A 24849-nucleotide genomic window follows, 5' to 3' on the forward strand; every position below is an offset into this window, starting at 1 on the left:
TGACGCGGTGTCCAATCAGCGGCACGGCAATTCCACGTGTTCGAACGCTGAAAGGCCATGCCGCGATGACGAATGACCTGACTCCTTTCTATGACGACGTCCAAGCTCATTACGACTTGTCTGACGAGTTCTTCGAGCTTTTCCTCGACCCGACCAGGACATATAGCTGCGCATATTTTGAACGCGACGGTATGACGCTCGAAGAGGCGCAGCGCGCGAAAGTCGATCTTGCGCTGGGCAAATGCGATCTGCAGGCCGGTATGACTCTGCTCGATGTCGGTTGTGGCTGGGGTTCGACGATGTTGCGAGCACTGGACCAGTACGACGTCAACGTCATCGGACTGACGTTGAGCCAGAACCAGCACGACCACGTGGCATCGCTGCTCGAGCAGCGGGGTAACACCGGTCGCAGTGCCGAAGTGCGACTGCAGGGTTGGGAAGACTTCGACCAACCGGTCGACCGGATCGTCAGCATCGGCGCGTTCGAACATTTCCGGCGTGAGCGCTATGACGCATTCTTCGACAAGTGTCGCAACATTCTTCCCGCGGACGGTCGAATGTTGCTGCACACCATCACGCAATACAATCGTCACGACATCCGTGCGCGTGGTCTCCCGATCAACAGGGAAGTGCTGGAGTTCGCCCAATTCATCCAGAACGAGATCTTCCCCGGAGGTCAGTTGCCCGAACCCAAGTGGGTTGTCGACGGCGCGGAGGCCGCAGGCTTCGCCGTCGAGCGGATCCACCCTCTGCAGCAGCACTACGCGCGGACTTTGGAGATCTGGTCGGCCACGCTGCAAGAGAAGAAAGACCAGGCGATCGCCATCGCTTCACCCGAGGTGTACAACACCTACGTCAAATACCTCAGTGGATGTGTGGACTATTTCCGGAAAGGCTATATCGACGTCATGCAATTCAGTTTGTCCAAGAAGCAGCCTCTTTCAGCGCAGCAATGAGCGTGCAGCAAGAAGCGGTTCCAACCGCAGACGTGGCAACCTCCCTCCTGGGTCGGCCCTACCGCCTGTCCGACACCTATGAGGTCGGGCGGGAGAAGATCCGGGAGTTCGCCAGGGCAGTGCAGGACCACCACCTTGCGCATTACGACGTGCGGGTCGCGCGCGCTCTGGGACACGAGGGGTTGGTGGCGCCGGTCACCTTCACCGCGATCCTGGGCGGCATATCGCAGCGCTGTGTCTTCGAGCAGTTCCTGCCCGGCTACGACTTGAGCCAGGTGTTGCAGACCGAACAGCGCATCCGCCAGCATCGGCCGTTGCGCGCGGGCGACGACATCAACTGCCGGATCACTCTCGATGCCTTCCGGGCCGGGCACGGACAGGACTCGTTTGTCCTGAGAACCGACATGTCGGATCAAACCGGCGCCCTTGTGCAGACCGGGTGGACCACCGCGGTCGCCCGCTCGGGCGGGGTTGTCGACGAGAACATCGCCCAGGCCGTGGAGGGTATCTTGATGCGTGCCGCCACCGAGGCCGGCGGCGAGATCGGCTCGTCGATCGTGCATCTCGTGGAGGACGACACGGGCGCGCTGGAAGTCGCCGACTCCGTTGCGCCGCAACCCAAGCGGCGGTTCGCCGACGTCTCCGTCGGTGACGAGATCTCGGCCCGCACCGTGCAGGTCGCCCGCGGCGATCTGGTGAACTATGCGGGGGTGTCGGGTGATGAGAACCCGATCCACTGGAGCGAGCAGGTGGTCGATCTCGCCGGCCTCGACAACGTCGTCGCACACGGGATGCTCACCATGGCCTTCGGCGGCGGCTATCTGTCCGAATGGGTGGGCGACCCCGGGGCTGTGATCGAGTACGGCGTGCGTTTCACCCGGCCGGTGTTCGTCGAGGCGACCACGCCGGCAGAAGTGACCTACACCGGCAAGATCAAAGAGCTCGACGAGTCGACCCGGACCGCCACGATCGTGCTCAACGCCACCGCTCGCGGAAGCCGCATCTTCGGTAGGGCGACGGCCATCGTGCAACTGGCGTGATCGCCGGACCCGATCGGGGGCCTGGTGAGGCATGTCGGATCGGACGCAGGTCGGTGCCCGGTGGAACAATGTCCGGGTGAGGTTGTATCGGGATGAGGCGGTGGTCGTCCGCCAGCACAAGCTGGGCGAGGCCGACCGCATCATCACGCTGCTCACCAAGGAGCACGGGCTGGTCCGTGCCGTCGCCAAAGGAGTGCGGCGTACCCGCTCGAAGTTCGGTGCCCGGCTCGAACCGTTTGCGCACGTCGACGTGTTGCTCCACCCGGGTCGCAACCTCGACATCGTCACCCAGGTCTACAGTCTCGACACGTTCGCCTCGGCCATCGTCTCCGACTACGGCCGGTACACCACGGCCTGTGCGATCTTGGAGACCGCGGAGCGTCTGGCCGGTGAAGAACGGGCCCCGGCGGCCCGCCTCCAGAGGTTGACGGTGGGTGCGTTGCGAGCGGTCGCGGCGGCGGATCGGCCCAAAGAGCTCGTACTCGACGCATTTTTGTTGCGCGCGATGGATTTCGCCGGCTGGATGCCGGCGCTGGAGAACTGTGCGCGCTGCGGTGATCCCGGGCCTCACCGTGCCTTTCACGTGGCGGCCGGCGGTGCGGTCTGTGTGCACTGCCGCCCACCCGGTTCGGCGACGCCTTCACCCGGGGTACTCGACCTGATGGATGCGCTCTACCGTGGCCAGTGGGAACACACCACCGAGATCACCGAATCGGCTCGGCGGCAGGCCAGCGGTTTGACCGCAGCGCATCTGCAATGGCATCTCGAACGCCAGCTGCGCACACTGCCGCTGATCGAACGCGAGGCGCCACACCGGGGGCTCATCCCCGCCGGCGTGCCCATCGCCCCTGCCAGAAAGGACATCAGTGATCCAGCGACGACGCAGCGCGGCGCGGCAAGCTGAGGCACAGGCCGCAGCTGATGCGACATCACGGGTGATCCGTCCGCCCGACCCGCATCCGTCGGGCGCTCGGCCTCCGGAGATACCGGCCGAGTTCGTCCCCAAACACGTCGCCCTCGTCATGGACGGAAACGGCCGCTGGGCCACCGACCGCGGTCTCCCGCGCACCGAAGGCCACAAGCGCGGCGAGGCGGTGCTCATGGACACGGTCTGCGGGTGCATCGAGATGGGTGTCGGGTGGTTGTCCGCGTACGCGTTCTCCACCGAGAACTGGAGCCGCAGTCCGGACGAGGTCCGTTTCCTCATGGGTTTCAACCGCGACGTCATCAGGCGTCGGCGCGACGAGATGCACGAGATGGGTGTGCGTGTGCGCTGGGCCGGACGACGACCACGGCTGTGGCGCAGCGTCATTCGTGAGCTCGAGGTCGCCGAGGAGCTGACCAAGGACAACACCACCATGACCTTGACGATGTGCGTCAACTACGGCGGCCGGGCAGAGATCGCAGATGCCGCCCGCGAGATCGCCCGTCGCGCAGCCGCCGGAACGCTGGACCCCGAACGCATCACCGAGGCCTCCTTCGCGCGTTATCTCGATGAACCCGACATGCCGGACGTGGATCTGTTCCTGCGCCCCTCCGGGGAACAGCGCATCTCCAATTTCCTGCTCTGGCAATCGGCTTACGCGGAGATGGTCTATCAGCACAAACTGTTCCCGGATTTCGATCGCCGGGACCTGTGGGATGCGTGCGTCGAATACGCAAGCCGCGACCGACGTTTCGGTGGCGTGCCGGGGTCTTCCGGTGCCTGAGGCGCAGGGCGAGGCCGGACTCATCGCGCGAACCGCCGAGGTGCTGGCGTCGGAGGTTTCGGTGCAGCCGGGCGAGGATGATTCGCTCACCGTGTATTTTCAGGGCACCGTGGTCTCGATGCGTGCCTTGTCTCTCGCGCCCGGACTCGACGTGCTGTCCCTGACCCAGGTGCTCGCGTGGGACCTACCGGTGACCGATCAACTCCGAGCCGACGTGGAGCAGTCGTCGGGATCGTCCAATTTCGGCACCGTCAAACTCGCGGTGCACGAAGTGACCGCAGATGTGTTGTTGCACTACACGTTTCCGGCCGGCACCCTGTCCGACGAAGCGTTGCGCACGATGCTGATGATGGTGCTCGGTGTAGGGGCCGAGGTGGGTGCCCGGATCCGCGGATGACCGGTGTCTCGGCTGTTTCGACGGCCGGTTCAGGAGCAGGCGCTACAGCGGCCGAACACCTCGACCGTGTGACTGATGTCGACGAACCCGTGTTGGGCCGCGACCTCGGTGGCCCACTGTTCGACGACGTCGGCCTGCACCTCCACGGTGGTGCCGCACTCGCGACAGACCAGGTGGTGATGGTGATCGTTCGACGAGCAATGCCGGTATACCGATTCGCCCGAATCGGTCCGCAGCACATCGACCTGACCGGCGTCGGCCAAGGCCTGCAGGTTGCGATACACCGTTGTCAGCCCGATGGATTGTCCGGAGGCCTTGAGCTGATCGTGGAGGTCCTGCGCGGACCGGAATTCGTCGCTGCCCGAGAGCAATTCGGCGATGGCGCTGCGCTGCCTGGTGGATCGGACGCCGGTGACCGGACGCTGTTCGGTGCCTGAGCTCATGGCCGGGCCTCACCGTTCGTGGACTCCTCGGTCGCGTGTGCGATCGCATCGGTGACGATGTGCGCGAGGTGGTCGTCGACGAGCGTGTACAGCACCTCTCGGCCCGAACGGCGGCCCTCGACGACGCCCGCCGATTTGAGCACCCGTAGATGCTGGCTGATCAGCGGCTGCGGTACCGACAATGCACCTACGAGTTCGTGTACGCATCGTCCGCCGGAGAGCAGTTCGAGAACGATCGCGATCCGGACAGGAGCCGACAGCGCGCGGAGCAATTCGCCGGCAGCGTCGAGGACCTGTTTGTCGACACGGTTCTCGGCGGATGGCCTGACTGTTCCCGCGGCAGCAGCCATCTCTGATTGGCCGGTACCGGCGGAACGGCCGCTGAGGGGTTGGGTTGTCACGACTACTCCCGGGGTTCGAACGAACGAAAGCTCTTGACAACCATTTTCATATGCGTTGGACGCTATGTCAAACGTGGCGCGCTCGGCCAGGACGTCCGCGGCCGTGTCCCGGCCGCGCGCTGCCGGGGGACAGAGGCCCCGCGCGCGACCGTTAGGCTAGTCGCGTGGCAGGCAAAACCAATCTCGTGGAAACCGTCGTCAACCTCTGTAAACGACGGGGGCTGGTGTATCCGTGTGGAGAAATCTACGGCGGCACCAAGTCGGCCTGGGACTACGGCCCTCTCGGCGTGGAGCTCAAGGACAACATCAAGAAGCAGTGGTGGCGGAACATGGTCACCTCGCGCGATGACGTCGTCGGTCTCGACTCATCGGTGATCCTGCCGCGCCAGGTGTGGGAAGCATCCGGCCACGTGGAGACCTTCAGTGACCCCCTGGTCGAGTCGCTGCACACGCACAAGCGCTACCGCGCCGACCATCTGATCGAGGCCTACGAGAACAAGCACGGCCACCTTCCGCCCAACGGACTGGCCGACATCAACGACCCGGAGACCGGCCAGCCCGGATCGTGGACCGAACCCCGGGCGTTCTCCGGTCTGATGAAGACCTTCCTCGGCCCGGTCGACGACGAGGCCGGCCTCCACTATCTGCGACCGGAAACCGCGCAGGGCATCTTCATCAACTTCAAGAACGTGATGACGACAACGCGCAAGAAGCCGCCGTTCGGCATCGGGCAGATCGGCAAGAGCTTCCGCAACGAGATCACGCCGGGAAATTTCATCTTCCGTACCCGTGAGTTCGAGCAGATGGAGATGGAGTTCTTCGTCAAGCCCGGCGAGGACGAGACCTGGCATCAGTACTGGATCGACTACCGGCTCAAGTGGTACACCGACCTCGGCATCGATCGGGACAATCTGCGTCTGTACGACCACCCCAAAGAGAAGCTGTCGCATTACTCCAAGGGAACGGTGGACGTGGAGTACCGCTTCGGCTTCGCCGGAGGCGAATGGGGCGAGCTCGAGGGTGTGGCCAACCGCACGGACTTCGACCTCGGAACCCACATCAAGCACTCGGGCGAGGACCTGTCGTTCTTCGATCAGGCATCCGGTGAGCGCTACGTGCCGTACGTGATCGAGCCGGCCGCCGGCCTGACCCGCTCGCTGATGGCCTTCCTCTGTGACGCGTACACCGAAGAGCAGGTGCCGAATGCCAAGGGCGGCACCGACACCCGCACGGTTCTCAAGCTCGATCGGCGACTGGCCCCGGTGAAGGTCGCCGTGCTGCCGCTGTCCCGCAACGAGCAGTTGTCACCCAAGGCGAAAGACCTCGCCGCCGAGCTGCGCCAGAACTGGAACGTCGACTTCGACGACGCCCAGGGCATCGGCAAGCGGTACCGCCGCCAGGACGAGATCGGCACGCCGTTCTGCGTCACCATCGACTTTGACACCCTCGAGGACAATGCGGTGACAGTGCGCGAGCGCGACACCATGACCCAGGAGCGAGTCGCCCTGGACAAGGTCGTCGAGTATCTGGCCGTCCGCCTGATCGGCTGCTGACCGCAGGCGCCGCTGCCTATGATCGCCGTAGGCAGCGTCGCCGATCAGTCAGGAGCGGGTCATGAAGAAGGTCTTGAAGTCTCTGTCCGAGGACGAGTACCGCTTGGTTCGTCAAACCAAGCGAAAGCAACTGACCGACTTGGACGAGGACTCCCTGATCGAGTTGCACATGCGAACTCGGCGGGCCCGCAACAAACACGTGAAGAACTATCGGCAGGCCGCTGCCCAATCCGTACGCGTAAAGGGCGGACGCGGTGCCGCCCGGCCGGCCACCAAGCACAATGCGGCCAAGGCGGAGGCCTTCGAGGCCGCTCTGGCGCGGGTGAGCAGGCAGCTGGGTGTTGTCGCGAAACGCAGCGCTGCCGAGCTGAAGAAGGAACGCCTGTCGAATGCGAAGGGCGAGGGCACTTCGTTCAGCGGCCCTGCCGACGGCAAGGGCACAGTGATCTCCGAGGGCACCACCCGCGCTGACAAGACGCGGAAGTCGCCCGGCCGCAAGAAGATTGCGGCGTCGTCGAAGGCTGCGGGCAAACGTCGGCAGGCGAAGAAAGACAATCGCTGACGACCAGTGTGGTCGCGCCGTGGACGGATTCGGCAGCTGAACTGTCTGAAATCCGTCTGATCTGGGATACTCGGGTTCTGTAGCAAGCCGTCTGGGCGCGCATGGGGCGCGGCCGAGAGTGACGGCAGGAGAGTGGGTAGTTGTGTCTGTAAGCGGGAAAATCGTTCATTTTGATCCCAACAAGGGATTTGGGTTCTTGGCACCCGATGCCGGTGGCTCGGATGTGTTCCTCCACATCAACGACATCGACATCGACGAGCATTCGCTCAAACCGGGTGCGGCCGTCGAGTTCGACATCGAAGAGACCGACCGGGGATCCAAAGCGATCAATCTGGTGGTGACCGGTGCGGCACCCGCCGGGTCTGCTCCGGAGCGTCCGCGGCGTTCAGAGGGCGGGCGCGACAGCGGACGCCCGGATCGCAAGCACGACAGCCGCGACGACCGCCGGAAGCCGCGGCACAACGATGCGGCCACCCTGGATGCGGGCACCTTCTCGGAGGAGATCACCGAGCTCCTCCTCGACGCTTCGGGAACTCTGACCGCCGCGCAGATCCTGGCGATCCGGCAGCGGGTCACCGACTTCGCCATCGCCCGGGGCTGGGTGTTTGACTGACTCGTCCGCGGGAACGCCCCCGCCGGTCCTACGAGCCGAGTACGACGAGGCCGATGTAGAGCGGCTGGTCCCCGAAGGCTCGAAGGTGGCCGGACTCGCCGGCACCCGCAACGACTACCGCAGTGCCTTCGCCCGGGATCGGGCGCGGGTTCTGCACTGTGCTGCGCTGCGCCGGTTGGCCGACAAGACCCAGGTCGTCGGTCCGCACGAGGGTGACACCCCCCGTACCAGGCTCACCCATTCCCTCGAGGTCGGCCAGATCGGCCGCGGGATCGCGATCGGGGTGGGATGCGATCCCGACCTGGTGGACCTCGCGGGCCTGGCGCACGACATCGGACACCCGCCCTACGGCCACAACGGTGAGCGCGCGTTGGACGAGGTCAGCAGCGAGTATGGCGGTTTCGAGGGCAACGCCCAGAACCTTCGCATCCTGACTCGACTCGAACCGAAAATCCTTGACGCGGAAGGACGCAGCGCAGGGCTCAACCTCACCAGGGCGTCGCTGGATGCCACGTTGAAGTATCCCTGGACGCGGCCGTCTCCCGGCGCGAAGTTCGGCGCTTACGGTGACGATTCGGCGATGCTCGACTGGATCCGCAACGGCCGCACCGATACCCGGCAATCGCTCGAATGCCAGGTGATGGATTGGTCGGATGACGTGGCCTACTCGGTGCACGATGTCGAGGACGGGGTGATGGCCGGTCGCATCGACCTGCGGAGCCTCGGCAACCCCACCGATCAGCGCGACCTGGCCGCCGTCGGGCTGCGAGAGTTCCCCGGCCTCGAAGTGAACGTGCTGATCGATGCGGCGGCCCGGCTGTGGGGCATGGACATCGTGAACGAGGTGGGGGAGTACGACGGGACATTGGCTCGTTCGGTCGCGCTCAAGAGGCTCACCAGCGAACTGGTCGGCCGTTTCGCGTCCGCCGCGATCAGCATGACCCGTCGAGAGGCTCAGGAGCGCGGTGTCAGCCGCTATCAAGCGGATCTGGTCATCCCGCCTGCCGTGGCAGCCGAGGTCGCGGTGCTCAAGACCCTGGCGTTGCGGTTCATCTTCTCCGATCCACGCCATCGTGCCCATCAGGCCCGCCAGCGTGACCGGATCCACCGGGTCGCCAACTGGCTGGTGCACGCCGCCCCCGGCGGTCTCGACCCGTTGCTGGTTCCCGCGTGGCACCAGGCAACCGACGACGCAGGACGCATGCGGGTGATCATCGACCAGATCGCGTCGATGACCGAGGGCCGTCTCGAGCGCATGGACAAGCAGAACCTCGGAGCGTCAGCCCACCTCGGCTAGCCCGGTCCCGGTGGGTTCGGGTGAGCGTTTGTGCAGGTCGGCGTCGCCGAAACCCACCATTTTCGGGGGGCGGGTACCGGTCGCCCGCAGCGGCCTAGACTTGCTGTCGTGGCAGGCCGAATTCCCGATCGCGACATCACCGCTATCCGCGAAAAGGCACACATCGAGGAAGTTGTCGGTGAGTATGTCGCCCTGCGCAAGGCCGGCGCCGATTCACTCAAGGGACTGTGCCCGTTCCACGACGAGAAGTCGCCGTCGTTCCATGTTCGGCCCAATCACGGTCACTTCCACTGCTTCGGCTGCGGTGAAGGCGGCGACGTATACACGTTCCTGCAGAAGGTGGAACACGTCAGCTTCGTCGAGGCTGTCGAGCAGCTCGCGGACCGGGTCGGGTACCAGATCAGCTTCGAAGGGGGCGGCACCAGCGTCGCCCGTGATCGGGGAACCAGGGCACGACTGGTGGCGGCCAATGCCGCCGCCCAGAAGTACTACGCGGAGCAACTCAAGACTCCCGAAGCCCAGACCGCCCGCGACTACCTCACCGAGCGGTCGTTCGACGGCGCTGTGGCGCTGAAGTTCGGCTTGGGCTATGCGCCGGCCGGCTGGGACAAGATGACCAAAGCCCTGCTGTCTCAGGGTTTCGAGTTCGCCGAACTCGAGGCCGCGGGGCTCTCGAAGCAGGGACAGCGCGGCCCCATCGACCGGTTCCATCGCCGTCTGCTCTGGCCGATCCGCAACCTCGGTGGCGACGTCATCGGTTTCGGTGCCCGCAAGTTGTTCGACGACGACAACATGGGCAAGTACATGAACACGCCAGAGACCATGTTGTACAAGAAGTCCCAGGTGCTGTTCGGTCTCGACCACGCGAAGAAGTCAATTGCCAAGGGCCATCAAGCCGTCGTGGTGGAGGGCTACACCGACGTGATGGCGATGCATCAGGCCGGCGTGACCACGGCGATCGCCTCGTGTGGCACCGCATTCGGTGAGGACCACCTCGCGCTGCTGCGTCGACTGATGATGGACGACAGTTACTTCCGTGGCGAGGTGATCTACACCTTCGACGGTGACGAGGCCGGAAAGGCCGCCGCGCTCAAGGCATTCGAGGGTGAACAGAGCATCGCCGGTCAGACGTTTGTCGCCGTGGCACCAGACGGGATGGATCCGTGCGAGCTGCGCCAGCAACACGGGGATGCGGCCGTCCGGGATCTCATCGCCAGGCGCATCCCGATGTTCGAGTTCGCGGTGAAGGCGCTGCTGGGCAACTACGACCTGGATACGGCCGAGGGGCGGGTGCACGCGCTGCGGGAGGCGGTGCCCGTTGTCGCCCGGATCCGCGACGTGGCGCTGCGGGACGAGTATGCGCGGCAGCTGGCCGGATGGGTCGGCTGGGACGACACCTCGCAGGTGTTGCGGCGGGTACGCGAAGAAGCGGGCAAGCAGGCCAAAGCGGCTCGCTCCGGCGCCGCGGACACGTCGAAGAACCGAGACCGTCGGGTTGATGCAGTGCAGGACGCAGATCGGCCGAAGGCCGACTCGAAGACGCCGACCGTGGTTCGCCCACGTCCGTCCGATCCGCGGTTGTGGGCGCAACGTGAGGCGTTGAAGGCGGCATTGCAGTACCCCGCCATCGCCGGGACGGTGTTCGATTCCCTGCCGCCCGAATGCTTCACCGAGCCCGCGTACCAGGTCATCCGCGAAGCGATCGCCACTGCCGGGGGCACGGGGACGTCGCACGGGGGAGCGCAGTGGGTGGACAGCGTCAGTCAGTGCCTTGAAGGCGCTGTGCTGGAGTCGCTGGTGACCGAACTCGCCGTCGAGTCGATGCCGGTGTCGGAGTACATGATCCCGAAGTACGTCGGCAGCGTGCTGGCGCGGCTGCAAGAAGTGTGGGTCGGGGCCCAGATCGCCGACCTCAAGTCGAAGCTACGTCGTATGTCACCCGGCGACGACCCTGATGCCTACAACGCGCTGTTCGGCGATCTGGTGGCCTTGGAGGCCTATCGACGCAGCCTGCTCGAGCAGGCCGTGGCGCCCACCCAGGACGCCGGCTGACCGGTTGGGGTCAGTTGTTGCGGACCTCGTCGGGGCCCAACACAGTGGTGGTGTCGTCGATCTCGCGCAACTCGGTGAGTTTGGGCTGGGTGCTGAGCTTCTCCGACAACTTCTGCCGGCCCACGTCCACAGCCTTCTTGGTGGCGGGCGATGCGGCGACGGTGCGGTAGGCGCGATTGATCTGCTCGTAGCGCTTGCGACCGGCTTTCGCCCCGAGGACGTAACCGACGCTGACAGCGGCGAGGAATCGAACCATAGGAAGTCTTGCCTCCAGTGCAGGTGACGGGCGAACACGGCGCCGTGTTCGCGATTGCTCGCCCCATCCTGCCTGATGTGGTCTCCGCACGCGGAACTCGCCTGGTCGGACGCCCGGCGAGCAGGCGATTTGGCATGTCCCCGCACCTGTAGGCTAAAGTCATTGTTCGGCGCTCGCGCCAGATATTCCCCCATAGCTCAATTGGCAGAGCTTCCGACTGTTAATCGGACGGTTACTGGTTCGAGTCCAGTTGGGGGAGCAGATAAGCCCAGGTAGACCGGTTTTCGCCGGACCGCCTGGGCTCTTTTGTATCCAAGGGTCGCGCGGGTGGGGCTCGCGGCGGGTCGAGTACGACGTGGTGCGCGCGGCTCGGTAGCATCAGCACGTTCGCAGCGTCGATGACGCAGCTTCGGGGCGGTAGCTCAGTTGGTTAGAGCCGTGGACTCATAATCCATTGGTCGCGGGTTCGAGCCCCGCCCGCCCCACCACCATCGCGGACACAGAAATGCCCCTTGGCGTGAGCCAGGGGGCATCTGTGCCGGAAGGGTCGGGGGGATCTCCCAGCACCAGTGGTTCGACTCATCTATGGGTCTGGATGGGTCGGTCGCGAATCCGTTTCGCAACTCACCGGGAAATCCAACTCCGACTGATCAGGCGCGCCGCGGAACCTCGAGGCCACGCTGCTCAGCGATTTTGTTTGCATTGTCCAATTGCGCGATTCTCTCGTCGTACGATGCGCGATCACCGTCTGCTTGGAGTGAGTCGAACTCCATTTGCACGAGCTTTGTCTGGTCGTGGATCAATGCGATGAGCTCGTCGTCGTTCAGCTCATCCGGTGCGCGGTTCGAATTGTCGTCCATCGGATCATCATGGACCAAGCGGCAGCCCGCGGCGGTGAAATCGGCTGCGAGCAAAGCCCGCGAACTCAGCCTTCTCGACGAATCCGAACCAGCTGCAGTGCGCCCGAGATCGCCACGATCGGCCAGCAGACGATCCCGACCCACAAGCTGACGTTGCGTTCGCCGTCGATGAGGTCGTAAACCGCAAGAGCGGTCAGCAGTACGCCGGCGAGGACGCAAAACCACGCCAGGGTGGAGCGCGCTGACGAGCCCAAGGGCGATTTGTTCGCAGAAGTCACCGAATGAAAGTACATCCGCGCACGCGGTAATGCAGGGTGTATCGAACTGCCAGCCGTGTGCGCGGATCTCTTGGCGAACTATCGCAATAGCAGTTCGCGGATTGCTCCGGAGATTTCGTCCGGTGATTCCTCCGCCATGAAATGCCCGCTCTCGATGATGCGGTGCTGCACATCGATTGCCCACTTCTGCCATAGTGCCTCGGCATCGAATCCCAGAGCTGAGCCCCAGTCCTGAGCAATGACGGTCACCGGCATCGACAACCGCCTGGATGAGTTCAGATCCTCGAGATCGTGCTGAACATCGATGCCGGCCGAAGCGCGATAGTCGGCAACGATCGAGGGCACCGCCTTCGCACTTGCGGCGAGATATTCATTACGCACGTCGCCGGGAATGGCTTGTGGATCCCGCGTCCAGATGTCGAGGAAGTAGCCGAAAAAGGCGTCGGCGCTCGCCGCGATCATGATCTCGGCCAGGCCGGGCGGCTGTGCCATCAGGTAGAGATGGAAACCCACTGCCGCGGAAGTCCCGTGCATGACGTCCCACATGTCGAGCGTGGGAAGCACATCAAGCGACGCCAGATGGGACACGACGCCCGGATGATCGAGGGCGGCCCGGAACGCCACCAGCGCGCCGCGGTCGTGCCCGATCAGCGCGAACCGCTCATGACCGAGCGCCGCGGCGGCCGCCACGATGTCCGCGGCCATGGTTCGTTTGGAATACGTGGAGGCATCGGTGTCGGAGGGTTTGTCGCTGTCGCCGTATCCCCTCAGATCGGGACAGATCACGGTGTGGTCCGCGGCCAGATCCGCCGCAACGTGACGCCACATCAGGTGGGTCTGCGGGAATCCGTGCAGTAGCACGATCGGGCTGCCCGTACCTGCGGTCGCGACATTCAGTGCGACGCCGTCGGCGACGGGGATCTTCTGGTACCGGAAGTCGGGAATGGACGGCTTCATGGGAGGCCTCTCTGGCGAACGTTGGATGTACCTCGTCACCGTGCCGCGCTCCGATGAGCATCCAGTCAGCACAAAGCCCCCTCGCGACGCCCCTCGCCACGGCAGAGCCGACTCGGCGGGGACAATGGTCACGTGTCGATCGAGTTCAGCGTCTTGGGGTCGGTCACAGCCCACGACGGCGAAGGCAACACGATCGCCCTCAAAGGCCCCCGCCATCGAGCCGTACTCGCCCGGTTGCTCATCGCCCGGGGCAGGAGTGTGCCTCTGGCAACGCTCATCGACGACCTCTGGGAGGACCCGCCGCCGGACGCCGTCGGCGCGATGAGGACATTCGTCAGCGCCTTGCGACGAGCGATCGAACCCGAACGGGCACCACGGTCGCCGGCCCGACTGCTCGTGACCGAGGGAACCGGCTATGCGCTGCGTGCACGCGCATCGGATGTGGACGCATGGCGATTCGGCCAGGCCGTCGAGTCGGTACGAGACCTCAGCCCACACGACGCGCTGACCACACTGCTCGACGGGCTGGCACTCTGGCGTGGCCCTGCATACGCGGACTTTCTCGACGAACACTGGAGCCGCTCTGAACGATCCCGCCTCACCGAGGTCCGCCTGCACGCGGTGGAACTCCTGGCGATGGCTCGCCTCGACCTGGCTCTCGACGCCGAGGCGATTCCCGATCTCGATTCCCATGTCGCAGAACATCCTTGGCGCGAGGAAGGCTGGCGGTTGCTGGCCCTCGCGTTGTATCGGACGGGCCGACAGGGGGATGCGCTCACCGTTCTCCGGCGGGCTCGTGGGCTGTTGGTCGATCAACTGGGCGTCGAACCGGGGCCCGCCCTCACCGACTTGTACACCGACATCTTGCGGCAGTCGCCGAATCTTGGATCCACCTCGCCGATCCGGCAAAGCGCGCAAGGAGTGTGGGCGCAGACCACCGCGGCATACGACCGGGCTGTGGCGACCGGCTCGCGAGCTCGGCTACGTTCCACCGTCGACCTCCTGCGCAGTCTCGCCACCACCGGAGGCGAGGGGCTGCGGGTGGCGCAGCAACAGCGCCTCGCCACGATTGCCGCTGCCGAGGAACTGGGTGATGTTGGTCTGACGGCCAAGGTGATCGGGGCATACGACGTCCCGGCGATCTGGTCACGGTCAGACGATCCGGAGAACGCGGCAGCAGTTGTCGCTGCGGCCGAGCGGGCGCTGGCGACCTTGCCCTCCGGGCATGTGGCTTCGATCCGCGCCAGATTGCTGGCGACGATTGCCCTGGAGACCAGGGGATCATCGGATCCGCGAGCAGCGGCCGCCGCCCGCGAAGCCGAACAGATCGCGCGTAGCGTCGATGATCCGGGCCTTTTGGCATTCGCGCTCAACGGAGCGTTCATGCAGTCGTTCTCGCGCGCGGGGCTGGCCGGTAGGCGCGCCGCCATCGCCAGTGAACTGATCACCCTCTCATCACGGCACGACTTGGTCACGTACGAGGTGTTGGGGCATCTGATAGCGATGCAGAGTTGCTGTGCCATCGGTGATCTGACGGGCGCCGACCATCATGCCGCTGCGGCGGATCGGCTCGCCGAAGGCTACGAATCACCGCTGGTGGCCGTCTTCACGCAGTGGTTCCGGGCGCTGCGGCTCGCGTTGACCGACGCGCCGTTCGACGACGTCACCGTGGCGTACCGTGCGGCGTCCTCCGGTTCGGAGAACGCGGGTATGCCCGGACTGCATCACGGCCTGCTTGCTCTCGCTCTCCTGTCGTTGCGCCTTCAGCGGGCGCATTCGCCGCAGGCTCCAGACGGAGGCGATACGGACTGGGGGCCCTACGAACCCTGGGTGCGCCCGCTCCTCTTGGCCGCTCATCACCGGAAAGACGAAGCGACAGAAGCCCTTCGACGCCTCGCCGATCCGCCGCCGGACCATCTGCAGGAGGCGCTGTGGTGTCTCACCGCGCGGGGCGCGATCGCTGTGAATGACCGCGGCATGATGGCTCGTGCCCATCAGGCGCTTTTACCGGCCGAGGGCGAGATCGCCGGAGCGGGAAGCGGATTGCTGACTCTTGGACCCGTGTCGAACTACCTGCACGAACTAGCGGACGCGCTGGCGCGCTGATCACAGACGCATCCGACGTCCGGTCAGGTGGGCGTCATCCCGGCGCCTCGATCCATCCGGAATCGAGGTGCCGGCTGTGCCTGGCCGGTCACCAGATCGGCGATCATGCTCCCGATCAGCGGCGCGAACTTTGCCCCGTGTCCCGAACAGGGTGAGGCGACCACCAAGGGGCCACTGCGGTCGAGGATGAAGTCTTCATCGCTGGTCATCGTGAACAGGCAACTCGACTCGGCGATCGGTTCGGGATGCAGGGCCGGCAGCCATTCGCTGACGTAGTCGACGACGTCTTGTCTTTGCTCATCGGTGATGCGACCGTCCCGGCTGTCGGCAGTGGTGGCGACGCCGTCGTCGAATCGGGCCACCTTCATCGCCGGCACCGGAACGTCCTCGCCCGAGGCCAGACCGTACATCTGTCGGCCGTCCATGTGGACAAAAGTGGGAAGGGTGGGGTGGCCAGGCCGCATCGGGAAGTGGAACACCTGTTGTTGACGAATGGTCAAGGGAGGCAACAACTTGTCATCAGGCCGACCGAACTCGAGAAGTGCGCCGGCGAAGTCGGGTAACCAGGCGCCCGCGGTGAGAACCGTCACGTCGGCGATGATCTGATCACCGCCGGCTGTACGTAAGGTGACCTCGCCCGTCGGTGTCGGATTCGCGTCGACGACTCGGGTCCGGGGAAGGATCTGCGCGCCCGCGGCAGCCGCGAGCGACGCGGCCGCGAACACGGTGCTCTCCGCGTCGATCACGCCCGAACATGGGTGGAACATCACGTCGGTGTCGAACCGCATGCCCGGCCAACGCTGGGCGGCCTCGGTGGGGGAGAGCAACTCGTGGTCGACGCCGTGCAGGGCCATTTGGTCGGCCAGCGTCGCGGGCATCCGCTCGACCCCGTGGTCGAGGCCACCCGTACCGGTGATCAGAGTCGTGCCCGATTCCTGTTGCAGCGCCTGCCACTTCTCCAGTGCCAAACCGGTCATCGCGACGTACAGGGGATCGGGGTACGCGCGGCGGAAGATCCGGGAGCGCCCGTGCGAACTGCCATGGGTATGCCCGAGATCAAATGCTTCGATCAACGCGACCGAGAGCCCGCGCCCGGTCAATTGCCACGCGGCACACGCGCCCATCAGTCCTGCACCGACGATGGCGACGTCCACCCGCTGCGCAGTCATCGCTCGCCGACCGAACCCGGCAGGCGTCGACCGGTGATCGGAACGGGTTGCCGAGGGGCGTGCTGGATGCTGAACCTCCTGGTGGAGACCATTGCTGACCAGTATGGAACCGGCTGCGGGGCCTGTCCACTCGAGCCGGAGAATGGCCAGGAAGACCGCGTCACCTGACGTCGGGTACGCCGACCCAGTGGTACACGAGGTCCCGGACGCCGGCCAGACCCAGGGTGCGCCCGACGGCAGATTCCACCGCGAACACATCCGGGTCTATCTCGTCGCGCATGGTGGCCCCGAACGCCGCGAGCTCCACCACATCCATCCGCTCGGGTGAGAACCCGGTGAGTTCGGTCAGGTCATCCACGGCTCCGATCAGCTGCGCAGCCGCAGCCGGCTCAGAGCGCCGGAACAGGACGTAGGCGAGTGTGAAGAGGCCCACCATCGCCGAGGTGAGGTCATCGGCCCGCTCGCAGTACGCAAGCATGTGTCCGAGTTTTCGTTCGGCGGGGCCGTTCCAGTTCTCCTGTGCAATATCGCTTTTGGCATGGATCCAGAGGATCGAGGCGGCACACCAGTCATAACCGCAACCGCGGGCAGTCTCCAGCGCGGTGGTGAAATGCGCTGCAGCGGCGGCGTGATCGCCGGCACGGAAATCTGCGGTACCCAGCGACATCAAGGATTCGGCTGCAGTCCAGGGGTAGTTGTATCGCCGCGCGATCTCGAGCGCGATGGCGGCATGCTCCCGGCCGGCATCCACCAGCCCCGACCCGGATTCGAAAAAGGCGAGGGTGACCGCTGCGTCGCCGCGGGCAACCTGTTCGCCTGCGTCCGGAGAGTCCACATCGAACGTTGCAAACACCTCGCCGAGAGTGCCGAGAGCCGCGAACAACGCCGGGAGATCGGCAGCCAGGTAGCTCATGATGGTCCGGCCGGCGATGGCTCGGACCCTCGTCGCGATCGGGATGTCGGTGGCGACGGTCAGGGCGGGTGCGAGCATCCGCATACCTTCGTCGGTGTGCCCGCGGCGGTACCAGAACCAATACACGTTCCCGACCACTTCGAGGTACGTCTCCGGTGAGGTGCTCTCCCGAGAGAGCGCTGCCCGGATGTTGTCCATGTCGGCACCGAGCCTGCGCGTCCACGCCAGGCATTGCGGGCCGCGCAGTCCGAGGTAGGCGTCGGTGGCCACCGCAACCACCCACGCGGTGTGGGCCTTTTCGAGTTCCGTCGCTCGAGCCGGATCTTGTTGCACGAGAGCGTAACTGCGCAGGGTCTCGAGCATGAGATAACGCCGCGGATCTCCGCCGACGGCTTTGAGCATCGACTTGTCGATCAGGGCGTTGAGGTCGGTGAGGAGATGTCGGTGCCGGGTGACCTGTCTCGCCGCGTCCAGATCGAATCCGCCACTGAACACCGCCAGATCGCAGAACAGTTGCTGCTGACTGTCGGTGAGGGAGAAGTACGAGCCGTCGATGGCTGCCTGCATGGTGGCGTGCCGCTTGTTGGTACGGGGTCCGCCGCGCAGCACATCGAAACGGTCGTCGAGCATGTCGATGATCTGGCGAACGGAGAGGGTGGAGGACTGGCCGGCGGCGAGTTCGATGGCCAGAGGCATGTGATCGAGTGCGGCACAGAGGTGTTCGATATCAGGATGCTCGGCATCGGCCGCGGCCGAGCCCGCCCGCTCGAGAAAGAGGTCCGCCGAATCGTCCAGCGGCGGCATCTCGTAGACGGTCTCCCCGGCGACGCCGATTGCTTCTCGACTCGTGGCCAGGATCTGGATCTTCGGACACGTCTGTAGCACCGTGGTGGCGAGTGCGGCAACCTCGTCGAGCAGATGCTCGCAATTGTCAAGAACAAGAAGGAAATTGCGGTCGTGCAGGAGTGAGGTCAGTACGCCGATTCCGCCGGAGACGGTCAGCCCGAGTGTCGCGATGACGGTGTCCAGCGTGTCACCGGGACGGGTGACCCCGGCAAGCTCGATCAGCCAGGGCCCATCGGCATCTTTGCGTTCACGGGCCACCTCGAGGGCAGCGCGGGTCTTACCCATCCCGCCCGGACCGGTGAGGGTGACCATTCGCTGTGAGTTCAAGAGGTCGCTGATCTGTTCGATCTGTTCTTCCCTGCCGACCAGGGAGGTCAGCGCCAACGGGATGTTGCCGGTCGGACGTTCCGGATTACCGACTGGCCCGGGCGCGGTGACGGTTGCCGAATGTCGTTCACGTGGCATCAGCGTCGGGTCCTGCCGCAGGATCGCGTCCTGCAGTTCGAGGAGGCTGTGCCGGGGATCGGCACCCAGCTCGTCAGCGATCCGGCTGCGTGCCTCGCGCAGTGTCTGGAGGGCGTCGCCCTGGTTGCCGGCTCGATAATGGGCCAGGGCGAGCAACTCCCAGGCACGTTCGCGTAGGGGATCGGTCGCGATGACCGACTCGAGCTGCGCTGTGACGGCGGTGAACTCGCCGCAATCAGATCGCGCGGCAAGGAGGTCTTCGGTGGCATCTGCCCGCAGACGTTCGAGCCGCACCGTCTCGATGGCGGCGAACTCCCAATTCGCCGCATCCGCATACGCCGGGCCCCACCACAGTTCGAGTGCTTCAGAGATGGTGCGCCGGGCGGATTCGCTGTCCCCGGCGGCCAACTGTTCACGGCCCGCGGTGGCGAGCGTCTCGAATCGGGCGGCGTCGACCTGGCCGGGGTCGACCACCAGCGCATACCCGGTGCCCCGCCGGACCAGGATTTCCGGTGCCGCGCGTCCGCGCTCGGGTTCGAGGGCTTTGCGCAGAGCTGCCACGTATGTCTGGAGCGTCAGCTGGGCCGAACGAGGCGGGTTGTCGCGCCAGAGATCCTGGATCAGGGTGGAGTCGGGGACCATGTGGCCGTTCGACATGATCAATCTCGCCAGCAAGGCGCGGGGGAGAGGACCACCGAGGGTGACCGGTTCACCGTCGCGAATGACGGTGAGTGCGCCGAGAACTCGCACCGAGATGTCAGACATAGACACCGACGATAGAGACATCGGTGCACCTTCGACACCCGAGCGGGTAGATCACCCGGCGAACTCCACGATCCTGTCGGGCGGTTCAGCCCGGGGCAGCCGCGTTGTCCGCGTCGTCAGACCACAACCCGATGCTCTCGAGGTGGCGCATCAGCCGCTCGGCGCCGTCGGTGAACTGCCGGCGAGTCTGTTCGACGACCTCGTCGCGGTCGCCTCGCCGGTACGCGTCGATGAGCTTGAGGTGACTGTCGTAGGCGACCTGCCCCCACTGTGGGTCGTTCGCGTAGAGCTCCTGCGGGGTGTACCGGGTGGCGTTGAGCAGGAACCACGCCAACTTGTCGCCATTGGCGATTCGGTTGTGCACCCGATGGAACTCGAACTCGGCCGACACGATCTCGGACACTCGGCCGGCGGCCAGCGCGTCCTGCAGGGCCTCGTTCAATTCGGCGAGGCGGTCGAGCTCGGCAGAGGTGATGGTCGAAGCAGTCCGCACCGCCAGTTCCACGGCCAGCACACTCTGCAGCCAGAAGATGTCGGCCACGTCCTGGCGGGTGAGGTCGGCGACCACGTACCCCCGATGCGGTACCAGGTTGACCATGCCTTCGCCCCGCAACGTCAGCAGGGCTTCTCGCACGGGGGTGACGCTGACCTCCAGTTCCACCGCGGTCTCGTCCATCCTGATGAACTCGCCGGGCCGAATCGTCCCGGACATGATCAGGTGACGCAGATGACCGGCGACCTCCTCGGAGAGGCCAGGTCGCCGGCGCATCGTCGCTCGCGGTGGTGTCGTCAAGACGTCAGAGACCGTACGTCTTGCCGATGATGTCGCGCTGGATCTCGTTGGTTCCGCCATACACGGTCGATATGATCGCACCCCGCATCAGACGCTCTGCATCGAACTCCGTCGCGTAGCCGTAACCACCCATCATCTGCATGCCGTCGATGGTCATCGCCTTCGACACCTCGGTGGCCTTGAGCTTGGCCATCGATGCCTCACGCGGCAGCATCTTCTTGGGATTGGCGTCAGATTTCTGGGCAACGCTGTAGACGAGCAGTTTGGTGCACTCGATCTCGGTGGCGTGGTCGGCCAGCCGATGACGCAGCGACTGGAATGTGCCGACCGGGCGGCCGAACTGCTTGCGCTCGGTGACGAACTCGAGGGTGTTGGCGAAGGACCGTTCTGCCACACCGAGCTGCATGGCAGCCAGGATCAGGCGTTCGGTGTTGAGGCCACTCATGAGTTGCATCCAGCCGCCTCCGACCTCGCCGACCACTGCGCTGTCGGGAACACGGACGTTGGTGAAGTAGAGGTCGTTGACCTCTCGGCCGCCAAGCGTGTCGATGCCCTTGATCTCTAGTCCGTCGGTGCCGGCAGGGATGTGGAAGAAGGTCAGTCCCTCGTGCTTCTTGCCGGTGCGATCGGTTCGAGCCACGAGGAGGATGCTCTTGGCAAAGTGCGCGTTGGAGCACCAGGTCTTCTGACCGTTGATGACCCAGCCGCCGTCGACCTTCTCGGCACGGCAGGTCAGTGCGGCAACATCGGAACCGGCCTCGGGCTCCGACATCGAGATGGAAAGTGATTCACCCGCAACAACATCGGCGAGAACTTCCTTCTTGAGCTGCTCGTCGGCGAACTTCTGGTAAGCGCCGGCGGCGATCAAGGTGGGGCCGATGCCGCCGATGGGGGCGTTGCCGCGCATGGCCTCTTCGAGGAGGATGCACATCTCGACATTGCCGGCGCCGGCTCCGCCGAACTCCTCGGGAACGAGGATGCCTGCCCAGCCGAGGTCGGCCATCTTCTTGTACAGCTCCACCGAGTGCAGTTCGGCACCGGCGGCGGTGAGGGCATCGCGCTGCTCGCGGGTCCCCGCTTCGCGTTGACAGAAATCGGCGACCGACTTGGCAAAGTCGGTCTGCTCGGGGGTGAGAATCGACATGAAAATGGCTCCTAGATCAGTTCGTGGCCTGCTGTCGCGAAGGTATCACATCAAATATATTTGATGGCCTGTTGCTGTGTCAGGGGCCACAGGGCCTACATTGTCGGCATGAGCCCGAAAGCCAAGCTGGGGGGAACCGGCGATCGTGGTGCCGATTCGACGCCGCCCGATGCTCCTGACATTCCCGAGACGGACACGACTTCGTCGAACCCCGGCCGAGACGCCGCGGCCGGGAACGATCCTTCTCCGTTCGATTCTGCGGAGTTCCTCGAGGCCAACCGCCGGAACCGCGACAAGATGCGGGCCGCTGCCCAAGCGCGCCGTGCCAAGGAGGAGGCTCGCGCGCGCAGACGGTCGGGCCGGTGGTGGCGGCGGTCGGCCGCCGCCGCACCGGCCACGGCCGTCGAATCAGAGTCCGCCGATGCCGAACTCGAGCGATCCGGCGATGGCCGTTGGACCGTTCGGATGCTGTCGGTACTGCTTGTTGTCGCACTGGCCGTCGCAGGTGTCTTCGTCTACCTCTACCGAGATGCGGACAGCCGCGCCGACTCGGCAGACCAGGTCAACCAGTTGCGCCCCGGCGCAGTCCAGCTCGCCGGCGAGTACGCAACCACACTCCTGACCTATGACTCGGCAAACTTTGCCGCGCTCGACGAGCGCATCACCGAGATCTCCACACCGGCATTCGCCCGAGACTTCATCGAAGGGTCGCGGCAGGCCCGCGAAGGGACGGCGAACGCCCAGGCGGTCGCCAAGGCCGAGGTGGTCTCTGCTGGTGTGGTCTCGGCGTCGTCCACCGAGGCAGTTGTCCTTCTGGCCATCGACCAGACCGTGACGGCGCCTGGGACCGCGGAGCAGTTCCCGGACGGCGTGCCCTACCAGTCGCGCGTCGAGGTGACACTCCAGTGGATGCCGGACGGCTGGAAGCTGGCCGACTTCAAGGTGATCTGAAGCAAGTCAGGTGATGTTTTGCCCGTTGCCGAGAAGGATCGCCGACATGACCGCTTCGATGCGTCTGCGGGTGGAGGGACGTGCGTCGTAGCGTTCCCAGTTCCCAAGGTCCAGAACGGTGTTGGTGGCGGCGTGCACGAGATACCGTGCCTCCACGGGGTTGAGATCCGGCCTGATCTGGACGACCAGTTGCGCCCATTCCTCGACATTGCGGCGTTGCTGGTCGCGTAGCTCGGCGCGTAGCGGGTCGGGCACGCTACCGATTTCGGAGAGGTACAGGTTCAGCAGGTCACTGTTGACAAAAGACATTTCGACATACCGCGACACCAGGTTGTCGAGGGCCTCTCGCGGGGTGGCCGATTCCGCGAGGGCGTCGCTGATCCCGGCCGTGAGACGCTCACTGGCACGTTGGAAAGCGGCGGTCAGCATCGCGACCTTGGTGTCGAAGTGCCGATACACGCCGGACTGATTCATGCCGACGGCTGCGCCGATCTCTTCCATCGTGACGTCGTGGAAACCGCGCCCACGCATCAGCCGAATGGCCTCGGTCAGAAGGGCTTCGCGTTTGGACGCCATCGCCATTCCGACCGGGCCGGCGGCGGCGTCCCCGACAGGGGCCTCCACGGGCGGGAGTTCGGTGCACGCCACCGTCATCGCCGCGGACATGATGATCGCTTCGATGCGCTTGCGCGGCAGGGACGCCCGGTGCGTGGTGATCGAGCCGATCACGCTCAGCACCGATCCGCTGAGGTATTTGGCATCGGTGTTGAGTCGGCCGGCGACGGTCGGATTGGTCTCGGTGAGTTCTGGTCTCATCCTGCCGAGGGGCGTTGCGAAGCGGGTGTGCATGCGGCCGACCATCTCGCCCAGTGCCTGCCGATCAGGCTGAGTCAGGTATCGCGCCTCCCACCGGTACAGCGCCCCCCGCGACCGGTTGTCGATCGTGGTCCGGGTCAATTCGGTGATCAACAGGCGCAGTTCCTGTTCGGGGTCTTCCGGTAACTCGGGGACAACTTCGACGGCACGTTCCAGGTCGGAGCCGAGCGTCCGCACCGTCTCTGAGAAGAGCGCGTACTTGTTGGGGAAGTGGCGATACAGGGCGGGTCCACTGATCCCGACCTCGCCGGCGATCTGGTCCACGCCCGTCGCGAAATATCCTCGTTGGCTGAACGACTCGGCAGCGACGCGAATGATCTGATCGCGTCGATCCTTCGGTCGTTGCCGAGGTTTCGGCGTGTCGCCGGTGGTTGTCTGGGCCGTCTTCAACCGGCCGTTGGCAGATGCCATCCGATCATGCTAGCTGCAGGTACCGCGTGGGCGCAGGGGTGGTCCGCCTGTGTTGTGCGTCGCCACAGGCGAGGTGCGACGTCACTTGACGCCCCCGACCACGATCTGAGAAGTTAATGTGGATTCACGTGATCTGTGTCGCAGCTGCCAGATCTGAGCCGAGGGTGGCATCTATGCAAGGGCAAGACGGCCTGACAACGTCGATCGACGAACGTGGAGTGGCTCGGCTGATGATCAACAGGCCTGAGCGAAAGAACTCCATGGCCTCCGAGACCAGTGTGGCGTTCATCGAGGTGATGACCGCGTGGGCAAGGGACGACTCCGTGCGTGTGGTTGTACTGGGCGCACCGGGTCGCGACTTCTGCACCGGGGCAGACATCGTGGCGATGGCGACAGCCGAGCCGCCGCAGTCGCCGGAAGAAGCCAGGGCCCGTGCCGAACAGACCATCGACACCGGTTCAGATGTGGTCCGCGCCATTCGCGCGATCAAGGTTCCCGTGGTCGCCGTGGTCGGTGGGGCGGCTGTCGGTATCGGGGCATCGATCGCGTTTGCCTCGGACCTCGTCTACGCCGCGTCTGACGCCTACTTCCTGCTCGCCTTTGTGAACATCGGGCTGATGCCGGACGGTGCCGCCACCGCCACTGTCGCTGCCGCGGTCGGCCGGGCCCGGGCGAACGCGATGGCGCTCCTCGGAGAGAAGCTGCCGGCCGCGCAGGCCTGGGCAGACGGTCTGGTGACGGCGGTGGTGGAACCGGATGCGCTGCAGGCCAAGGTCGACAAGGTCATCGACAAACTGCTGGCCGCATCGCCACGGGCATTGGAGCTGACCAAACAGGCAGTCGACGCTCAGACGCTGGCTGGGTTCGACCTCGCACTCGACCTCGAACGCGAGGGTCAGATCGAACTGCTGCAGTCGCCCGAGTTCGCGGCGCTCATCGAAGCATTCGCCTCCCGCGGCAAGGCACGCAAGCCCGTATCGGCGTCCAACCAGTAATTGACAACAATGGCCCGTTCGACGCGAATGGGCGGTTCCAC

General features: G+C 65.0%; 24 protein-coding genes and 2 tRNA genes. 15 read left to right on the top strand and 11 right to left on the bottom strand.

The genetic code is table 11. The features are described from left to right. Positions 1-65 precede the first annotated feature (65 nt). From ACVWY6_RS05495 to ACVWY6_RS05515, 5 genes are all read left to right on the top strand, one after another. The gene (locus ACVWY6_RS05495) at positions 66-956 is read left to right on the top strand and encodes a cyclopropane mycolic acid synthase family methyltransferase (protein WP_457536560.1); all 891 of its coding nucleotides are present in this window, start codon (positions 66-68) and stop codon (positions 954-956) included. Further along, positions 953-1996: a fused (3R)-hydroxyacyl-ACP dehydratase subunits HadA/HadB gene (locus tag ACVWY6_RS05500; RefSeq protein ID WP_457536562.1), complete on the top strand. Its 1044-nt coding sequence runs from the start codon at positions 953-955 to the stop codon at positions 1994-1996. Before ACVWY6_RS05495 ends, ACVWY6_RS05500 begins: the two co-directional genes overlap by 4 nt. Before the next feature lie 76 nt (positions 1997-2072). Next, positions 2073-2900, top strand: coding sequence for a DNA repair protein RecO (recO, locus tag ACVWY6_RS05505; RefSeq protein ID WP_030171823.1), 828 nt, complete (start codon positions 2073-2075; stop codon positions 2898-2900). 31 nt (positions 2901-2931) lie between these two features. After that, positions 2932-3705, top strand: coding sequence for an isoprenyl transferase (locus tag ACVWY6_RS05510; protein ID WP_120802956.1), 774 nt, complete (start codon positions 2932-2934; stop codon positions 3703-3705). Continuing rightward, entirely contained in the window at positions 3698-4102 is a 405-nt protein-coding gene (locus ACVWY6_RS05515) for a hypothetical protein (protein WP_457536564.1), read from the top strand. The genes ACVWY6_RS05510 and ACVWY6_RS05515 overlap by 8 nt, the downstream gene beginning before the upstream one ends. 29 nt (positions 4103-4131) lie before the next feature. On the opposite strand, the gene ACVWY6_RS05520 is transcribed toward ACVWY6_RS05515, so the two are convergent. Beyond that, positions 4132-4545, bottom strand: a complete 414-nt coding sequence (locus ACVWY6_RS05520) for a Fur family transcriptional regulator (RefSeq protein ID WP_457536566.1) — start codon at positions 4543-4545, stop codon at positions 4132-4134. After that, positions 4542-4895, bottom strand: coding sequence for an ArsR/SmtB family transcription factor (locus tag ACVWY6_RS05525; protein ID WP_033335928.1), 354 nt, complete (start codon positions 4893-4895; stop codon positions 4542-4544). Before ACVWY6_RS05525 ends, ACVWY6_RS05520 begins: the two co-directional genes overlap by 4 nt. A gap of 215 nt (positions 4896-5110) precedes the next feature. Between ACVWY6_RS05525 and ACVWY6_RS05530 the strand changes: the two genes are divergently transcribed. The 5 genes from ACVWY6_RS05530 (at position 5111) to dnaG (ending at position 11023) form a co-directional block, all read left to right on the top strand. Continuing rightward, positions 5111-6499 carry a glycine--tRNA ligase gene (locus ACVWY6_RS05530; RefSeq protein ID WP_023953943.1) on the top strand — a complete coding sequence of 463 codons (1389 nt, stop codon included), beginning with the start codon at positions 5111-5113 and terminating at the stop codon, positions 6497-6499. A 61-nt stretch (positions 6500-6560) separates the two neighbouring features. Then, on the top strand, positions 6561-7061 hold the full coding sequence (locus ACVWY6_RS05535; RefSeq protein WP_457536568.1) for a hypothetical protein: 501 nt from the start codon (positions 6561-6563) through the stop codon (positions 7059-7061). Positions 7062-7203: 142 nt separating this feature from the next. Next, a complete protein-coding gene (locus ACVWY6_RS05540) occupies positions 7204-7674 on the top strand; it encodes a cold-shock protein (RefSeq protein WP_023953939.1) in 471 nt (156 codons plus the stop codon). Then, positions 7667-8971: a deoxyguanosinetriphosphate triphosphohydrolase gene (locus ACVWY6_RS05545; protein WP_457536570.1), complete on the top strand. Its 1305-nt coding sequence runs from the start codon at positions 7667-7669 to the stop codon at positions 8969-8971. The genes ACVWY6_RS05540 and ACVWY6_RS05545 overlap by 8 nt, the downstream gene beginning before the upstream one ends. 108 nt (positions 8972-9079) lie before the next feature. Then, positions 9080-11023 (top strand): DNA primase, encoded by a 1944-nt coding sequence (gene dnaG, locus ACVWY6_RS05550; protein WP_023953935.1) that lies wholly within the window; start codon positions 9080-9082, stop codon positions 11021-11023. A 10-nt stretch (positions 11024-11033) separates the two neighbouring features. Here dnaG and ACVWY6_RS05555 read toward each other — a convergent pair whose 3' ends face one another. Further along, the gene (locus ACVWY6_RS05555) at positions 11034-11279 is read right to left on the bottom strand and encodes a hypothetical protein (RefSeq protein ID WP_023953933.1); all 246 of its coding nucleotides are present in this window, start codon (positions 11277-11279) and stop codon (positions 11034-11036) included. A gap of 186 nt (positions 11280-11465) precedes the next feature. Between ACVWY6_RS05555 and ACVWY6_RS05560 the strand changes: the two genes are divergently transcribed. Together ACVWY6_RS05560 and ACVWY6_RS05565 are read left to right on the top strand one after the other, a co-directional pair. Then, positions 11466-11538, top strand: a tRNA-Asn gene (locus ACVWY6_RS05560). Between the two features lie 152 nt (positions 11539-11690). Continuing rightward, positions 11691-11767 (top strand) — tRNA-Ile (locus ACVWY6_RS05565). A 162-nt stretch (positions 11768-11929) separates the two neighbouring features. Here ACVWY6_RS05565 and ACVWY6_RS05570 read toward each other — a convergent pair. The 3 genes from ACVWY6_RS05570 to ACVWY6_RS05580 all read right to left on the bottom strand — a co-directional run bounded on the left by ACVWY6_RS05570 (position 11930) and on the right by ACVWY6_RS05580 (position 13374). Continuing rightward, the gene (locus ACVWY6_RS05570; RefSeq protein WP_457536573.1) at positions 11930-12139 is read right to left on the bottom strand and encodes a hypothetical protein; all 210 of its coding nucleotides are present in this window, start codon (positions 12137-12139) and stop codon (positions 11930-11932) included. A gap of 65 nt (positions 12140-12204) precedes the next feature. Then, positions 12205-12417 carry a hypothetical protein gene (locus ACVWY6_RS05575; protein WP_156045590.1) on the bottom strand — a complete coding sequence of 71 codons (213 nt, stop codon included), beginning with the start codon at positions 12415-12417 and terminating at the stop codon, positions 12205-12207. Positions 12418-12495: 78 nt separating this feature from the next. After that, positions 12496-13374 carry an alpha/beta fold hydrolase gene (locus tag ACVWY6_RS05580; RefSeq protein WP_457536575.1) on the bottom strand — a complete coding sequence of 293 codons (879 nt, stop codon included), beginning with the start codon at positions 13372-13374 and terminating at the stop codon, positions 12496-12498. Positions 13375-13506: 132 nt separating this feature from the next. Between ACVWY6_RS05580 and ACVWY6_RS05585 the strand changes: the two genes are divergently transcribed. After that, positions 13507-15480, top strand: coding sequence for an AfsR/SARP family transcriptional regulator (locus ACVWY6_RS05585; RefSeq protein ID WP_457536577.1), 1974 nt, complete (start codon positions 13507-13509; stop codon positions 15478-15480). A gap of 23 nt (positions 15481-15503) precedes the next feature. Here ACVWY6_RS05585 and ACVWY6_RS05590 read toward each other — a convergent pair whose 3' ends face one another. From ACVWY6_RS05590 to ACVWY6_RS05605, 4 genes are all read right to left on the bottom strand, one after another. Continuing rightward, a complete protein-coding gene (locus ACVWY6_RS05590) occupies positions 15504-16649 on the bottom strand; it encodes an FAD-dependent oxidoreductase (RefSeq protein ID WP_023953924.1) in 1146 nt (381 codons plus the stop codon). A 160-nt stretch (positions 16650-16809) separates the two neighbouring features. Continuing rightward, a complete protein-coding gene (locus ACVWY6_RS05595; RefSeq protein WP_457536579.1) occupies positions 16810-19638 on the bottom strand; it encodes a BTAD domain-containing putative transcriptional regulator in 2829 nt (942 codons plus the stop codon). An 85-nt stretch (positions 19639-19723) separates the two neighbouring features. Then, complete coding sequence (locus ACVWY6_RS05600; RefSeq protein ID WP_023953919.1) at positions 19724-20407, bottom strand: GntR family transcriptional regulator; 684 nt, start codon at positions 20405-20407, stop codon at positions 19724-19726. Between the two features lie 28 nt (positions 20408-20435). After that, positions 20436-21575, bottom strand: coding sequence for an acyl-CoA dehydrogenase family protein (locus ACVWY6_RS05605; protein WP_457536581.1), 1140 nt, complete (start codon positions 21573-21575; stop codon positions 20436-20438). Positions 21576-21683: 108 nt separating this feature from the next. Here ACVWY6_RS05605 and ACVWY6_RS05610 point away from each other — a divergent pair, with 108 nt between their 5' ends. Beyond that, a complete protein-coding gene (locus tag ACVWY6_RS05610) occupies positions 21684-22526 on the top strand; it encodes a hypothetical protein (RefSeq protein ID WP_457536583.1) in 843 nt (280 codons plus the stop codon). Between the two features lie 6 nt (positions 22527-22532). Here the strand turns inward: ACVWY6_RS05610 and ACVWY6_RS05615 are convergent, their stop codons facing one another. Further along, entirely contained in the window at positions 22533-23813 is a 1281-nt protein-coding gene (locus ACVWY6_RS05615) for a TetR/AcrR family transcriptional regulator (protein WP_400727680.1), read from the bottom strand. 173 nt (positions 23814-23986) lie between these two features. On the opposite strand from ACVWY6_RS05615, the gene ACVWY6_RS05620 reads away from it, so the two are divergent. Then, complete coding sequence (locus tag ACVWY6_RS05620; RefSeq protein WP_457536585.1) at positions 23987-24808, top strand: enoyl-CoA hydratase-related protein; 822 nt, start codon at positions 23987-23989, stop codon at positions 24806-24808. The last annotated feature ends 41 nt before the right edge of the window (positions 24809-24849 follow it).

Source organism: Williamsia sp. R60 (assembly GCF_054063855.1).

What these genes read in the sequence shown, in the direction of transcription:
- ACVWY6_RS05495 (WP_457536560.1), top strand. Translation starts at nt 66, where the DNA reads ATGACGAATGACCTGACTCCTTTCTATGACGACGTCCAAGCTCATTAC.
- ACVWY6_RS05500 (WP_457536562.1), top strand. Translation starts at nt 953, where the DNA reads ATGAGCGTGCAGCAAGAAGCGGTTCCAACCGCAGACGTGGCAACCTCC.
- ACVWY6_RS05520 (WP_457536566.1), bottom strand. Translation starts at nt 4,545, where the DNA reads ATGAGCTCAGGCACCGAACAGCGTCCGGTCACCGGCGTCCGATCCACC.
- ACVWY6_RS05525 (WP_033335928.1), bottom strand. Translation starts at nt 4,895, where the DNA reads ATGGCTGCTGCCGCGGGAACAGTCAGGCCATCCGCCGAGAACCGTGTC.
- ACVWY6_RS05535 (WP_457536568.1), top strand. Translation starts at nt 6,561, where the DNA reads ATGAAGAAGGTCTTGAAGTCTCTGTCCGAGGACGAGTACCGCTTGGTT.
- ACVWY6_RS05555 (WP_023953933.1), bottom strand. Translation starts at nt 11,279, where the DNA reads ATGGTTCGATTCCTCGCCGCTGTCAGCGTCGGTTACGTCCTCGGGGCG.
- ACVWY6_RS05570 (WP_457536573.1), bottom strand. Translation starts at nt 12,139, where the DNA reads ATGGACGACAATTCGAACCGCGCACCGGATGAGCTGAACGACGACGAG.
- ACVWY6_RS05580 (WP_457536575.1), bottom strand. Translation starts at nt 13,374, where the DNA reads ATGAAGCCGTCCATTCCCGACTTCCGGTACCAGAAGATCCCCGTCGCC.
- ACVWY6_RS05590 (WP_023953924.1), bottom strand. Translation starts at nt 16,649, where the DNA reads ATGACTGCGCAGCGGGTGGACGTCGCCATCGTCGGTGCAGGACTGATG.
- ACVWY6_RS05595 (WP_457536579.1), bottom strand. Translation starts at nt 19,638, where the DNA reads ATGTCTGACATCTCGGTGCGAGTTCTCGGCGCACTCACCGTCATTCGC.
- ACVWY6_RS05600 (WP_023953919.1), bottom strand. Translation starts at nt 20,407, where the DNA reads ATGCGCCGGCGACCTGGCCTCTCCGAGGAGGTCGCCGGTCATCTGCGT.
- ACVWY6_RS05605 (WP_457536581.1), bottom strand. Translation starts at nt 21,575, where the DNA reads ATGTCGATTCTCACCCCCGAGCAGACCGACTTTGCCAAGTCGGTCGCC.
- ACVWY6_RS05610 (WP_457536583.1), top strand. Translation starts at nt 21,684, where the DNA reads ATGAGCCCGAAAGCCAAGCTGGGGGGAACCGGCGATCGTGGTGCCGAT.
- ACVWY6_RS05615 (WP_400727680.1), bottom strand. Translation starts at nt 23,813, where the DNA reads ATGGCATCTGCCAACGGCCGGTTGAAGACGGCCCAGACAACCACCGGC.
- ACVWY6_RS05620 (WP_457536585.1), top strand. Translation starts at nt 23,987, where the DNA reads ATGCAAGGGCAAGACGGCCTGACAACGTCGATCGACGAACGTGGAGTG.